The organism is uncultured Roseobacter sp., from assembly GCF_947488185.1.
Classification (GTDB): domain Bacteria; phylum Pseudomonadota; class Alphaproteobacteria; order Rhodobacterales; family Rhodobacteraceae; genus Roseobacter.
Map to the genome: position 1 here is coordinate 115080 of NZ_CANKYM010000002.1, position 13427 is coordinate 128506.

At 55.4% G+C, this 13427-nt stretch carries 12 protein-coding genes and 1 tRNA gene; 4 read left to right on the forward strand and 9 right to left on the reverse strand.

Annotated elements, in window-relative coordinates; genetic code table 11:
- Positions 1–10 precede the first annotated feature (10 nt).
- Complete coding sequence (locus Q1A52_RS06470; RefSeq protein WP_300012563.1) at positions 11–163, forward strand: hypothetical protein; 153 nt, start codon at positions 11–13, stop codon at positions 161–163.
- A 458-nt stretch (positions 164–621) separates the two neighbouring features.
- The gene (locus tag Q1A52_RS06475) at positions 622–2133 is read left to right on the forward strand and encodes an ABC-F family ATP-binding cassette domain-containing protein (protein WP_300012566.1); all 1512 of its coding nucleotides are present in this window, start codon (positions 622–624) and stop codon (positions 2131–2133) included.
- A 208-nt stretch (positions 2134–2341) separates the two neighbouring features.
- Here Q1A52_RS06475 and Q1A52_RS06480 read toward each other — a convergent pair whose 3' ends face one another.
- The 8 genes from Q1A52_RS06480 to Q1A52_RS06515 all read right to left on the reverse strand — a co-directional run bounded on the left by Q1A52_RS06480 (position 2342) and on the right by Q1A52_RS06515 (position 10245).
- Positions 2342–2560, reverse strand: a complete 219-nt coding sequence (locus tag Q1A52_RS06480; RefSeq protein ID WP_367278000.1) for a hypothetical protein — start codon at positions 2558–2560, stop codon at positions 2342–2344.
- Positions 2544–3794 (reverse strand): 3-oxo-tetronate kinase, encoded by a 1251-nt coding sequence (gene otnK / locus Q1A52_RS06485; protein ID WP_300012569.1) that lies wholly within the window; start codon positions 3792–3794, stop codon positions 2544–2546. The genes Q1A52_RS06480 and otnK overlap by 17 nt, the downstream gene beginning before the upstream one ends.
- Positions 3794–4690, reverse strand: a complete 897-nt coding sequence (gene ltnD / locus Q1A52_RS06490) for an L-threonate dehydrogenase (RefSeq protein ID WP_300012572.1) — start codon at positions 4688–4690, stop codon at positions 3794–3796. Before ltnD ends, otnK begins: the two co-directional genes overlap by 1 nt.
- 20 nt (positions 4691–4710) lie before the next feature.
- Positions 4711–5652, reverse strand: coding sequence for an SMP-30/gluconolactonase/LRE family protein (locus tag Q1A52_RS06495; RefSeq protein ID WP_300012575.1), 942 nt, complete (start codon positions 5650–5652; stop codon positions 4711–4713).
- Position 5653: 1 nt separating this feature from the next.
- On the reverse strand, positions 5654–6607 hold the full coding sequence (locus Q1A52_RS06500) for an ABC transporter permease (protein ID WP_300012578.1): 954 nt from the start codon (positions 6605–6607) through the stop codon (positions 5654–5656).
- Positions 6604–7569 carry an ABC transporter permease gene (locus Q1A52_RS06505; protein ID WP_300012581.1) on the reverse strand — a complete coding sequence of 322 codons (966 nt, stop codon included), beginning with the start codon at positions 7567–7569 and terminating at the stop codon, positions 6604–6606. Before Q1A52_RS06505 ends, Q1A52_RS06500 begins: the two co-directional genes overlap by 4 nt.
- A complete protein-coding gene (locus Q1A52_RS06510) occupies positions 7562–9091 on the reverse strand; it encodes a sugar ABC transporter ATP-binding protein (RefSeq protein ID WP_300012584.1) in 1530 nt (509 codons plus the stop codon). The genes Q1A52_RS06505 and Q1A52_RS06510 overlap by 8 nt, the downstream gene beginning before the upstream one ends.
- A gap of 74 nt (positions 9092–9165) precedes the next feature.
- Positions 9166–10245, reverse strand: a complete 1080-nt coding sequence (locus Q1A52_RS06515) for a sugar ABC transporter substrate-binding protein (RefSeq protein WP_300012587.1) — start codon at positions 10243–10245, stop codon at positions 9166–9168.
- Between the two features lie 165 nt (positions 10246–10410).
- On the opposite strand from Q1A52_RS06515, the gene Q1A52_RS06520 reads away from it, so the two are divergent.
- Positions 10411–11397 carry a LacI family DNA-binding transcriptional regulator gene (locus Q1A52_RS06520; protein ID WP_300012590.1) on the forward strand — a complete coding sequence of 329 codons (987 nt, stop codon included), beginning with the start codon at positions 10411–10413 and terminating at the stop codon, positions 11395–11397.
- A 789-nt stretch (positions 11398–12186) separates the two neighbouring features.
- Positions 12187–12684: a hypothetical protein gene (locus Q1A52_RS06525; RefSeq protein WP_300012593.1), complete on the forward strand. Its 498-nt coding sequence runs from the start codon at positions 12187–12189 to the stop codon at positions 12682–12684.
- A 591-nt stretch (positions 12685–13275) separates the two neighbouring features.
- Here Q1A52_RS06525 and Q1A52_RS06530 read toward each other — a convergent pair.
- Positions 13276–13350: transfer RNA gene (locus Q1A52_RS06530), tRNA-Gln, on the reverse strand.
- Positions 13351–13427: the final 77 nt, after the last annotated feature.

Below are 13427 nucleotides of genomic sequence, written 5' to 3' on the forward strand. Positions count from 1 at the left end.
CGGGCGAGATATGATCTGGAGACTTTGGAAGCGCTGGCGGGCATTGCGTAAACAGCGGGACTCCATGGGGTGGATGCTGCTACGTAAGGACGATCGGTGGCTGAACGATATCGGGCTGACGCGCGACGACCTCCGGACTCTGCTGCGGGAGCGGGAAAAGTAGGAGAGCGGTCATGCAACCTGTCTCCTCACGTAACTGGGTATTGCATCCGGGCGTCGCAACTTTCTTCAGAGCAAGTAACGCATAGTCCCTGCATCCATTTACAGCGCAGCTAAGGTCTGAGTGACCCACTTTGGGTGATGTTACATTCTGGATCAAAGCCATTGATCCGCGCGGCGCCATCATGCGGAGACGAGACCCTCAGTTAGAGAAAACCGCATGCACGATAGATGACACCAAGACCGTTGCCAAATACGGTATTGTTTTTTACCATCGTGCCATCGGTAACAAGCAACAACGGGAGGGCACCAGCTGAGCATGCGTATCATCCGCCGACTTCAGCATGGCCCCCGCTTCGCCCTGTAAATTCGTTTGCAGGGCTGACCTTGAAACACTTTCACTCTTGGTCTGCTCAAAGCCGCGCTGCGGCCCCCATTTCTTAAACCGAGACTCTTATGAACATGATCAATATCAACGCCTTGAGCGTAACGCTTGGCGTGCCGCTATTCGCAGATCTGACCCTGACCATTTCCAAAGCCGACAGAATGGGCGTGGTTGCTGCAAACGGGCGTGGCAAATCCACACTGCTCAGCTGTATTGCTGGTGAATTTGACCAAACCAGCGGCGAGATCACCTACGCGCGTGGCGTCCGGGTTGGATATGTGAAGCAAAACCTGCCTGTTGAGACCAAAAACCTGTCCCTTTACCAATTGGTCTTGGGCGCACTTCCGACCGACCAAGCCGACTATGAAAGCTGGCGTGTCGATGTGCTACTAGATGATCTAAAGGTGCCCTACGACATCCAGCACCAACCTCTGGCAGCGCTGAGCGGTGGTTGGCAACGCACTGCAATGTTGGCCGCTGTCTGGATCACGAAACCGGATGTTCTGTTGCTGGACGAGCCAACCAATCACCTTGACCTCTCTCGCATCGCGTTACTGGAAGGGTGGCTGGCGTCGTTACCCAACACCGTATCGGTCGTCATCATCTCTCATGACCGGGAGTTTCTTGACAACACGACCAATCGTACGATGTTTCTGCGTCGGGAACGCTCCCGAGTATTCCAACTCCCTTTTACGGCCGCGCGCGCCGCTTTGGACGAGGCTGACGCGGCTGATGAACGAAGATTCACGAATGACTTGAATAAGGCGCAGCAGCTGCGCCGCCAGGCGGCAAAGCTCAAGAACGTCGGGATTAATTCCGGTTCTGATCTTTTGCTGACCAAAACCCGGCAACTCACCGACCGGGCCGAAAAGATGGAGGCTGCTGCCAAGCCCGCCCACCGCGACCAATCTGCGGGCGACATCAGGCTGGCAAACAGTGGGACTCATGCCAAGGCGCTGATCACTCTGGACGATGTTTCTGTTGAGACACCTGATGGGCGACTGCTCTACAAGACCGGTCGGAAATGGATTACCAGAGGCGACCGTGTCGTTGTGCTGGGCACAAACGGCACCGGTAAAACACGATTGGTCAAAATGATCCAAAAAGCGTTGAGTAGTGCGGGTTCGGCGATCAAATGTGCGCCTTCTATTGTGCCTGCCTATTCAGATCAGCATCTGAGTCAACTTGCCGAGCATAAAACGCCAATGGATGCGGTGGCCGGGCAATTTGATATCGGCGACCAGCGGGCGCGCGCAGTTCTGGCAGGCGCAGGCATCACCATGCAAATGCAGGAAACGAGGGTCAACGCCTTGTCTGGCGGGCAAAAAGCGCGATTGGCGATGCTGATCCTGCGCTTGAGGAACCCCAATTTCTACTTGCTTGATGAACCGACGAACCATCTGGACATTGAAGGTCAGGAGGCTTTGGAGGCGGAATTGATCGACCATGGCGCGTCTTGTCTGCTTGTCAGCCATGACCGCAGATTTTTAAGGAACGTTGGCAACCGCTTCTGGTGGATCAAGGGTCGGAAGCTAGAAGAAGTCGACGCGCCGGATCAGTTCCTGAACATCCAAATGGATGTCAAATAGGCAATTGTTCAATCGCTTCTCGATAGAGGCATTTCGCTTTGCGTCGAAACGCGCATTGGTGCTGATAGCGTGAATGTCGGAGAGGTCATAGAGGACTGTCGGTGGAACGGGTTTAAACCCGCGCGCTGTCACATCTCAATTTTTTTGTGCAAGCCCCGCAGTAGCATTTGAAGTTTCGGCACAGCCCGGAATTGGTTGTGGTTCTACGTCAGTTGCTTGACTTCACGCGCGCCGTCCAGAGCGCGACAACCGTGCCGGGCCAGGTCGTCCAAAACTGATGCCTATGGGCCCAAACGGGTAAATCCCCATCATCTGTTCGGGCTGTTAAGTTGCCCGCAGAGCCGCCCGTCAATTCGCGTTCAAACGTCGATTTTGAAAGGGCGCAGATCAGTTCGCGCTGGGCGATTTTGTCACCGATCCATTCCAAGAATGGCAGCTGCCTTTTCAAAATAGTCCGGTGTTCCAAAATTGCCGGACTTGAGTGCGATGACAAGCGTGGCACTTGCCCGTAAGGCGGGCACGCCAGGATCAATCTCCGGTCCAATTTCGAGCGTTTTCAAGTCTAAGCCTTCAACAACGGCACCCGATGTTTCGCCGCCAGCGGTGAGGATTTTGCGAATACCTGCCTCAACCAATTGGCGGGCGACCTCTGCGAAAAACGATTCAAGCGCCGCAGCGCTGTTATCCCGTCCGAATTGCCTTTGAATGTCAGCCACAACCGCATGATCAGCGGAACTATAGGCCAGTGGAACGTCATCTGAATCGATCAGCCATTGGGTTACAGTCGCAGGGCTCAACTGGCCCGTCATCACCATCGTCGCATCGATTTCATAGGTTGGGTTCGTCTTGCTGTGCAACGCGACCTGACCACGCGTTGCATTCGAGCAGGACCCTGACAACGCGACACATTTCCCGTTCTCGCCGCGCCACTTCGTTTTGTCAGATGTCATCTGGCCGCGCTTTTCGAAATTGCGCGGCAGGCCAAGTGCTACACCGGACCCTCCCGTGATCAGTGGCAAACCGTCTGCGGCAGCGCCTATTTCCATCAAATCTGCATCTCGCAACGCATCCACAACGATCAACCTGTGGCCGGCATCTCGTTCTGCCTGAAGCGCGTCCTTGATGGCCTTTTCACCGGACAGAACCGCCTCTGCATCGACGTGACCAACAGAGTATTTGGTTTGCGGCGTCAGCCAACGGCGAATGTCGGGGTCTGTCATGGGTGTCAGCGGATGATCCTGCAAGCCGCTTTCGTTGAGCAACCGATCATGGACGAAAAGATGCCCCTTGTAGATGGAACGGCCTGTGCCGGGAAACGCGGGGCAGACGATGACCTGTTGCGCGCTCAGGGCATCTGCCAAAGCATCGGCGACCGGGCCGATGTTCCCCTCGGGTGTAGAGTCAAAGGTTGAGCAGTATTTGAAAAAGATCTGCTCGCACCCTTGTGCCAGAAGCCAGTTTAACGCCTCCAAGGATTGGCTCACTGCATCCTCACGCTGGATGGACCGTGACTTGAGGGCAATGACCCCCGCCTCAACGTCGCTTTGCGCAGGTGTGGATGGGACACCGGTGTATTGCACGCACCGCATCCCTTGTTTGGACAGAGTGTTCGCCAAGTCTGACGAGCCGGTGAAATCATCCCCGATACATCCCAACAGCATCATGCGTCCCCCGGCAGCGTCAGACCCGCATTGCGGGCATAGACCTTGGCGACAGCCGCGTCGTCTTCATGCCCCAAGCCGGACCCTGAGGCGGCTAAAAACTGTTGCAAGGCAGCGGCGGTAAGCGGCGCCGCGAATTTGGCGGACTTCGCTGCATCGAGGACAATGCCAAGGTCTTTTGGCCAGATATCAACCGAAGAATGCGGAGTGTAATCGCCCGCCACGATATGCGGCGCGCGATTTTCCAGCATCCATGAGGTGCCCGCGCATTGGCTGATCACCTCAACAAAGGTGTCGGGTGCCACGCCCTGGGTCATCCCAAAGGTCATCGCCTCGGCCATTGCCGCGATGTGCACACCGGCAAGCAACTGATTGACCGCCTTCATTGCAGACCCCGCACCCGCGCTGTCACCCAGTTCAAAGACCGTGCTTGCCGTTGCATCGAGCACAGGCCGCGCGGCGGCGAAGGCTTCGGCAGACCCGGAGGCCATGATGCTGAGGGCCCCTTCGCCCGCTTTTTTGGATCCGCCAGAAATCGGCGCATCAAGGTAAAGAACGCCCGCCTCGGCACATTGCGCCGCCATCTGGCGCGCAAACTCAGGTGCGACGGTCGCGCAGGCCATAACCGCCGCGCCCGGCTTCAGCCGCGCCACGACACCTTCTGGGCCAAAGAGAACGCTTTGTGTCTGCTCTGCATTCAGCACCACGACGACCACGACATCCAAGGTCCCGGCAATCCCAGCAAGGGTTTCGGTCTCTCCGCCCTCGGCTTGAAATCGCTCTGCCGTCTGTGGGTTAATATCATACCCATAGGTCGCATGCCCCGCGCGCAGCAATGATTGCGCCATGCCGTACCCCATGGAGCCCAAACCAATAACGGCGATCTTACTTTGCATCTGGAATACCTCTACCGATATCAGGTTTGTGTTTCGCGGCTATGTGCTGCGTCGCGTCGGTTGGAACGAACCCGCCAGACCGAAGCCGAAGAGGTGATAAACATCTCCGTTCCGCTGCTCCCCCCAAAGCAAATATTGGAGGTTTGTGACGGAAGGCGAATTTTGCCCAGACATTTGCCTGCTAGGTCCAGGCAATGGATGCCGTCCAGAGCGCTGGTCCAGATGAGGCCCTCGTGATCGACGCGAAACCCATCTGGCACCCCCGGCGTAATTTCAGCAAAGACCTGCCCGCCTGACAGCGTTGTGCCGTCTACCTCAAACACGCGAATATGGTGCGGCAGGCTGTGGTCTATCCCCGGAAAGCTGGCGCCGCGAATGGCCCCTGAATCGGCGATGTAGAGCTTTGTTTCATCCGGTGAAAACGCGAGCCCGTTTGGTTTGTCAAAATCGGTGACAACGGCCGTGAGGGCGCCATCAGGTGCTGCGCAAAAGACGTAGCACCCATCAAGCTCGCTTTCGGCCGGGTAGCCTTCGACATCGGAGTTGATGCCATAGGGAGGGTCCGTGAACCACACAGATCCGTCCGATTTGACGATGACATCATTGGGTGAATTCAGGCGCTTGCCCTGATAGCGATCTGCGATCACTTCGACCGCTTGCGCGTCTTCGGGATCAAGCCGCCGAATGACACGCCGTCCGCCATGTTCGCATGAAACCATGCGCCCTTGCGCGTCACGGGTATTCCCATTTGCAAATTCACTGTTTTGCAGCGCGATACTTGTGCCTTGCCCGTCTTGCCACTTCATCATGCGCTTGGCGGGAATATCATTGAAGTAGAGCGTGTCGTGGATCCAGACGGGCCCTTCTGTCCATGTATAGCCCTGGGCGATCAGTTCTGGCGGGTGGTTGGTGTCGACCATATCCGCAAATGAACGGTCAAAGGTTTCAAAGTACGCCCCCATATCAAGACCCCTTTTTGCGCAGTGTCTGAAGCAAAAGCATCACAATGATAATCATGCCAAAAGTTATATTGCGCCAGGCATCCGAGATTTGCATCACCGACAGGATCGACGTCAGCAAGGTAATGAACAAAACGCCGCCGATCGTACCCACAAGGCTGCCGCGCCCGCCCAGAATCGATGTGCCACCGATGACGACGGCTGCAATCGTTGGCAACAGGAACGGATCGCCCATCGACTGATAGGCCTGGTTTGCATAGCCCGCCAACAAGACACCACCCAGCGCCGAGCATACCCCTGCAATCGCAAAAGCCGCAAAGATAACCGACGGCGTTGAAACGCCCGACAGGAATGTCGCCTTTTCATTGTAACCAATAGCCGACAGGTAGCGACCAAAACCTGAGCGGGTGAGCACGAGAGCCATCATCCCAGCAACGAGCATCCAGACGAGAAAGGCCGCCGGTATCCCGGCCAACTGCCCTGTGGCAAGCCATATCATCGTGTCACTTGCTTCACCCTTGGGGTTGAACCCCCCGGTGTTCAGGACCGCGACGCCCAGCAACATCGAATTGACCGCCAGCGTCCAGACCATTGACGGAATGCGCAGGATCGCGACCCCAACCCCGTTCACAATCCCGATCAGGCCCCCGAAGAGGAGCGCGGCCGGGATTGCCAGCGCGGTCAAAACCGCGTCGCCCGTTCCCGCAAGGGAGGTCGAGAGGATTGCAGCGCCGCCCAGGATCCAGGGAACGGACAAATCAATATGGCCCAACAGGATGACAAGGGTTGCCCCCAGCGCAAGCAATCCAAGAAACGCCGAGATCTGTAGCTGCTGCGTGAGATACTCAAATCCGAGGATCTGAGGGTAAAAAACGCTGCCCCCCAAGATGAGCAGAATGGTCCCGATATAGGGCACCAGGCTATCCATACTGGGCAGACGTTGCATCAAACCACTCATCTTCCGAACACCTCCAGCTTGTTCTTCACGCGCAGGACATCCGCCCCGCCGATCGCGATTGCCGCGGCCAGGATCAGACCTTCGACGAAGGGTTGTGCCAGTGGCGGAAGCCCTGAGAAAAACATCAGCGCTCCGATTGTCTTGAGGATGAACGCCCCGGCGATTGCCCCGGTCAACGTGCCGACACCGCCCCGCAGCGCCACCCCGCCCAAAACAACGGCCGCGATTGAATTCAACGTGAAATTTGGCCCGATCCCGGCGTCGCCTGTCGTTGTGACCAGACTGAAATAAAGCCCGGCAAGCCCCGCAAAAAGACCGCCCAAAGCAAAGGACGCCAGTCGAATTCTGGCAATCGGCATACCGGACTGAAAGGCCGCCTGTTCGGACGAGCCAACCGCGTATAGGCCCAATCCCAAGCCTGTCCGACGCAGGGGCACCCAAATCAACCCAATGACCGCCACCGTGACAATCAGCGCCGTTGGCACGCCAAGCACATCCAAGGTCAGCGCATCGGCAAGGTCATAGTCGATCTGCCCCCCGGGCGTGGGTCGCAACAGCAATGCAAGGCCAACAAATACGGAGGCCGTCGCGAGCGTTACGACGATGGGCTGGATACGGCCATAGACGACCAGCAGACCGTTCAACACCCCGCAACCGACCCCGGCGGCCAGAACGATGATGATGCCAAACGTCATTTCGGCACCGGTTCCTATGACCAGATAGGAGGCGATACAGTTGGTCAGCGCCATGATCGCCCCAACCGACAAATCAATGCCACGCACGATGACTGCAAAGAACTGCGCAATAGCGGCCAACGCGAGGATGAGACACTGGTTCGCCCAGATTGTCATGACATAGGTGGTCGGGCCTGCGGGGTGTGTTGCAAGGTAAGACACCAGCAACGCCACCAGAACCGAAAAGGCGATTGTTTCGCGCTGGTTCGCGCGCAGAAGATCACGCATGAGCAGTCCCCTCGGCGGCGGCTGGCGTCTCATGCATGTTCAACGAAGCGGCGATGATGTTTTCTGCTGTGATATCGGCCCCGGAAAGCCTGCGCACAACGCGTCCGTTGTAGAAAATATGCGCGTCGTCGCACAGGTGGATCAGTTCTTCGTAGTCTGTGGACAGCAGCAGGATGGCGACGCCGCTGTCTGCCAACCGTCTGAGCAGGGCGTAGATTTGGGTTTTGGTTTTGACGTCAATTCCACGGGTCGGGTCGGCGAGCAACATGCATCGCGGACCCAAGGATAGCCACTTGGTGAGCGCCACCTTTTGCTGGTTTCCCCCTGAGAGTTCGGAGACCGTCTGATCCAGACTGTCGCATTTGAGTTCCAGCGCGTCGAGGAAGGGTTGGTAGATCGCGGGGTCGCCCGCATCGATGCCCTCAACGCCCAAGGCGGCGAGTTCCATATTGTGCGCAATGCTTTGCTGCAGCACCAGACCTTCGGTTTTCCGGTCTTCCGGGACCAGAGCGATGCCAAGCTTCGGGGACTTGGCGGTTTTGGGATGGTTTACCGTGATTTTCCGCCCGTCCATCACGCAATCCCCTCGGGTGCCCTTGAGCAGCCCGAACAGACCTTGCAAAACCGCGCCCTGGCCCTGCCCATCCAAGCCGCCAAGACCCGTGATGCAGCCCTTTCGCAAAACAATTGAAACGTCATCCAACGTGTCGCCCCAACCGAAACCATTTAGGCTGATAACCTCTTCAGCGTCCGCAACCGGGTCGGGCTTTGCCGGGAACAGGTCGTCAATGCGCTGGCCTACCATCTTGCTGATGATCGCGCCGTAATCATAGGCCCCGTTGTCAAAGGTCTCGACATGAGACCCGTTGCGGAAAATCGAGATGCGATCTGCAAGCGCTTCGATTTCGTGAAACCTGTGCGAAATAAACAAGACGCCGACGCCCGCGTCGCGTCTGGCCCGTATCAGCCGGAATACTTTTTCCACCACGGATGCGTTCAGGGCGGAGGTTGCTTCGTCCAGGATCAAAAGCCTTGGATTGCGCGAAAGCGCCTTTGCAATTTCGACCTGCTGACGCTCGGCCAATGTCAGATCAGCAACACGCGCCTTCATCCGGATGGCCTCGCCGTCAATTTGCGACAGGATGCTCTTTGCGCGCTCAACCACTGCGGTATCCAGCCGTCCCAAACCGCGTCCCGGCGCGCCCAGCATCAGATTTTCGCGAACCGTCAAATCCGGGACCAGTGAGAGTTCCTGAAACATGCAGATCAGGCCCCGCGCCATCGCATCAGCCGGTGAGGACAGATCGGTCCTGGCACCGTCCACATCGATATGTCCGGAGGTGGGTCGGATAACCCCGGATACCAGTTTCATCAGTGTTGATTTGCCAGCGCCGTTTTCGCCCAGAATGGCGTGGATCTCGCCCGCGAAACAGGCAAAGTCTACGTCTGACAACGCCCTGGTTGCGCCATAGATTTTGGAGACGCCAGACAGGTGCACAATAGCGGTCTCTGATCGCGGCATTTGAACCATCCGATTGTAAAACTGGATCGTGAACCCGGCGACATTGGATGCCGCCGGGACAAGGTGCCAGGCCCTTAGGTGTCGTCAGCGCTTTGACCGATCAGCTCTTCGGGGGTGAAGGGCGCAATGCAATCCGGAAAACCGGTGCCTGTGTTGAACGACTTGGGCAGATCGGGGAAGTAATTCACGCCAGCCTCCAGATCGCTTGCCAGAACCTGCGGGATCGGCAGGAACACGGTTTGCGGCAGTTGGTTCCCCTGCAACAGGGCGACGGCAGCTTCGAGCGCGATAGCGGACATGGCCGGGGCCTGTGACGCTGAGATGCCGGGGATGTCCAGTTCATCCATCAGGATGCGTACACCGTTTTCCCCGTCAACGCCCATCGGGACAATCGGGTGCCCCGCCGCTTGCATCGCGTTGATTGTGCCAGCGGCCCCGTGCTGCGATACGACCGCATCAAATTCGCCGTGGGTGGCAAGGGCGTCGGCCACAACCTTTTGACTTGTGCCAGTGTCCCAGTTGCCGACCACTTCGACAATCTCAAGACCCTCCACTTTTTCCAGAACGCTCATCATGCCCAGACGACGGTCACGATCGGTGGAATTGCCCGGCAAGCCGTTGACCATCAGAATTTTGCTAGCGTTTCCCCCTAGCTCATCAATGACCGTTTGTGCCTTCAGGCGGCCAAGCTCCAGCTGGCTTTCGTTGATCTGGACCACCTTGTCAGTATCCAGAACGTTGTCGAACGGTACCAGCACCGTGCCTGCACGATCTGCGCGGCGGATCACTGGTTCAAAGGCACTTGGGTTGACCGCAATAAAGGTAATGGCGTCATAACCCGCTGCAATAAAGTTATCGATTGCCGCGATTTGCGCAGCGCTATCGTTGCCGACGGAAACGACCGTAAACTCTTCGATATTTGCGGCATTTTCCGGCCGCGCGGCCCAGGCTTTTGACGCTTGAATGGCGGCGATGCGCCAGTCGTTACCGGCAAAACCGTTCACGAAAGCAATTTTGTAAGGTCCGTCCTTGGCCTCGCCCTGAATCGTGCTTGTCCCAGGTGCCGGGACAAAGCACTCTGGCCGGTAGGTGTCTGCAAAGCCTGAAGTCGCAGTGACCGCCGCCAACGCCGTACCCAAAAGAAATTTGTTCATTTGATATCCTCCCAATTCGTCGAAATACTTATATGTTTACGTAAACATACTGGCTATCATTAATATGTTTACGTAAACATGTGTCAAGCCTTTCTCTCATCCCGGTCAGACGCCGCCGCGCAATAGGCAGGAAACTGAATGAAAACTAGGAATACTCGCCCAACCATGGATGACGTTGCCGAGAAGGCTGGCGTGAGTCAGATGACTGTGTCTCGGGTGATGAATGGCAAAGGCTACATCTCCGAAGAAGTCCGAAGCCGCGTCAGGTCGGCGGCGGCGGAAATTGGCTATGTGCAAAATCGTCTGGCACGCGGGCTCAGGTCCGAGAAAACGCCACTTGTTGCTGTTGTCCTGCCAACGCTTGGGAACTCTGTTTTCAACGATGTGCTTAGCGGTATTACGGATGCTCTGACACAGGCGGGGTACAGACCCGTCTTTGGCGTCACCGAGTATTCTGAAGCGAAGGAAGACGAACTCGTCCGTGACCTGTTGTCCTGGCGCCCCTCTGGGATCGTGCTGACCGGATTGGAGCATTCTGATGTCACGCGGGCTGCGATTGCAGCAGCAGGTGTCCGGGTCGCCGAGATCATGGATATCGATGGCACACCGATTTCACTGGCTTTCGGCATGTCTCAGATTGCTGCGGGTCATGCCACCGCAAAGCACATGTTGGCGCAGGGGCACCGCAGATTTGCCTACGCAGGCAGCCATAGTGGTCGCGATCTGAGGGCTGGCAAGCGACTCGAAGGTTTCCGACGAACGCTCCGCGACGCAGGCGCAACTTTGCTGTCCGAGAATATCAGTCCAAAACCTTCCTCAATGATGGAAGGGCGCCGGATGACCGCAGAAATCTTGTCGCGCCCCGACAGACCAGACGCGATCTACTATTCGAACGATGATTTAGCGACCGGCGGCATCATGCATTGCCTGTCAAACGGCATCCGGATGCCGGAGGATATTGCACTCGCAGGCTTTAACGGTTTGCCATTTCTTGAGGCTTTACCCGTAGGCCTGACGACCGTTGAAACTCCTCGCTACGAGATGGGGAAACAAGCGGGGAAATTTTTGTCCATGCCAGAGACTGATCTTGCGGAAGACGCCGGAAGAGTAGTCGATTTGGGGTTTAATCTCATCGCGGGACAAACGTGCTAGTGACTGATGTCTTTCAAAGGCCGTGCCGACTGAAAGGCTGCGGTCGTCGGCTAGGGGCATGGTCAGATAGGCCGAGTTCCTATCAAGTCGTAGCAAAATTTCTGCGAAAATGCGGTCCATCAGTAAGCTTTCGCTCGGAGCATTTATCGGAAGCTCGCGAACAGCCACCCTACACTACTCAAAAGGCCAAAAAAACCGAAGCAAGTGCGCAAAACTGCGCTCTTACCTGACATAAGCTGCCTTTCTCGCCGGACGGTTGCTATTCACGCGGGATGACACGTTAAGAAGTGGGTGGCTGGGATGGTAGAACTCCAACCCCAGCGCTAGAGGGTAATTTTAATATTTTAAAACAGATGGTTATAATGATTTTTTACAGCCGTAAAATTTTTGATGTTGATGCATTTGTTGATGCATTTGTTGATGCGCGGTAGAGTGTGCTCCGCCCGTCTAACCCACAGTCTGAAGTATCAATTCTCAATTTCAAGTTCTTTTTTGCTCACATATATTGATGCGTAAATCCAACCCCGCAACAGGTATTTTGAGAAGCTCGCTTCGGTAGCTGATTCAGAGTGCCCGATTCGAAAAAAATCGGTCGTTAGCTTACAAAAGACTCATAAAAATGCCAAAATCGCTGAAAAAATCAAAATAAAGATTAATAATGATAATCTCTTTAGAGATTATCATTATTAAAAGTTATGTCAAGAGTGGTAACTCACTGATTTTAATTCAAAAAAGTATAGCCCTTTGAGAGGTTGCGAGAAATATCCTTATATGTGATGCTATATGCAAATGACGCAACAGTTGAAACATATCGCTAAACGTTTGAGGGAGATTGAACAGGAGCTCACCGCGCTCGAAGTTGAGCGGTCCATGCTTCGAAAGACACAGCATGGGTTCAGCAAGTGGCCGCATCTGATAAAGGAGGGCGACAAGTTCTCTCAGCGGACTTCAGTGAAGTTTGAGTTGCTTGCGAAAGTCGCCGACTATCTGAGTGAAGCTGACCCATTGGTGTACGGTGGCGCTAGCACCAAAGAAATCTACCATGCGGTGGTCGAAAAAACTAAAGTAGAGGGAAAAAGGCGGGAGTGGTTCAACAGTGATCCCGGTCGATTGGAGGATGGAATTGATCGCGACGTTGGTACGCCACTTTCCAATTCTCGAGAGCCAATAAATTACAACACATTCCGTAGCTATCTCGCGAGATATAAAGCTGAGGGTCGGCTATTTTACAATGACGATACGAGGCGCTGGAGAGTTTCGCCGGAAGACCTCAGCAGCAACGGCTGAATTTCTGGATTTCGGGTGATGCCTAGGGAAACACCAGAACCAGAGTGCGATTGAGATGTGCGCTGGATTGGGGTTGCGAACAAATGTTCACGCAAGCAAGAAAAGGTCAGAAGATATGAAACCCATATGACGACCACCCTGACCTAGTGGGGTACACTACACTCCGCTAGGTGAGCAGTCGCCGATAGGGCGGCAGGGGTCGGGGCATGTGCCTCGACTCCACTCATCTCAAGTTCCGCGCGTCAAGGTAGCATCACCCAACGCTACGATTCAATGACTAGATGGTCTAGCGCCGCTTTGAGTGCACTCACGCTACCGGCGACAAGCACCCAACAAAGAATCTGGTGCGCCTTCGAGAATTTTCTATTTCCAATATGTTTTGACTGGAGTTTTTGCGGGGTGGCGTTTGGACCTTTCCGCAAAGTTTTCGTCAGGCATAAGCCCGGATTATTTCGCTATTCACCAGTGAACGTGAATCTGACATGTTGATGCATTTGTTGATGCAAATGTTGATGGATTAGTTTGGCTCAGGTCAACAGATTCGAATCTTCTCCAAAAAAATCCTTTAAAATCAAACACCTATGAAAAAATTGGCTGGGATGGTAGGATTCGAACCTACGGTACACTGTACCAAAAACAGTTGCCTTACCACTTGGCTACATCCCAACGTGCGCCGGTAATTAAGCCTCTCTGGCCAGACGCGCAAGACCTGATTTCGAGAAAAAAACCGCTTCTGTTACCCT

Excerpts from the sequence above, each read along its gene's own strand:
- Q1A52_RS06470 (WP_300012563.1), top strand. The coding sequence starts at position 11 with ATGATCTGGAGACTTTGGAAGCGCTGGCGGGCATTGCGTAAACAGCGG.
- Q1A52_RS06475 (WP_300012566.1), top strand. The coding sequence starts at position 622 with ATGATCAATATCAACGCCTTGAGCGTAACGCTTGGCGTGCCGCTATTC.
- otnK (WP_300012569.1), bottom strand. The coding sequence starts at position 3,794 with ATGCTGTTGGGATGTATCGGGGATGATTTCACCGGCTCGTCAGACTTG.
- ltnD (WP_300012572.1), bottom strand. The coding sequence starts at position 4,690 with ATGCAAAGTAAGATCGCCGTTATTGGTTTGGGCTCCATGGGGTACGGC.
- Q1A52_RS06495 (WP_300012575.1), bottom strand. The coding sequence starts at position 5,652 with ATGGGGGCGTACTTTGAAACCTTTGACCGTTCATTTGCGGATATGGTC.
- Q1A52_RS06500 (WP_300012578.1), bottom strand. The coding sequence starts at position 6,607 with ATGAGTGGTTTGATGCAACGTCTGCCCAGTATGGATAGCCTGGTGCCC.
- Q1A52_RS06505 (WP_300012581.1), bottom strand. The coding sequence starts at position 7,569 with ATGCGTGATCTTCTGCGCGCGAACCAGCGCGAAACAATCGCCTTTTCG.
- Q1A52_RS06510 (WP_300012584.1), bottom strand. The coding sequence starts at position 9,091 with ATGCCGCGATCAGAGACCGCTATTGTGCACCTGTCTGGCGTCTCCAAA.
- Q1A52_RS06515 (WP_300012587.1), bottom strand. The coding sequence starts at position 10,245 with ATGAACAAATTTCTTTTGGGTACGGCGTTGGCGGCGGTCACTGCGACT.
- Q1A52_RS06520 (WP_300012590.1), top strand. The coding sequence starts at position 10,411 with ATGGATGACGTTGCCGAGAAGGCTGGCGTGAGTCAGATGACTGTGTCT.
- Q1A52_RS06525 (WP_300012593.1), top strand. The coding sequence starts at position 12,187 with ATGACGCAACAGTTGAAACATATCGCTAAACGTTTGAGGGAGATTGAA.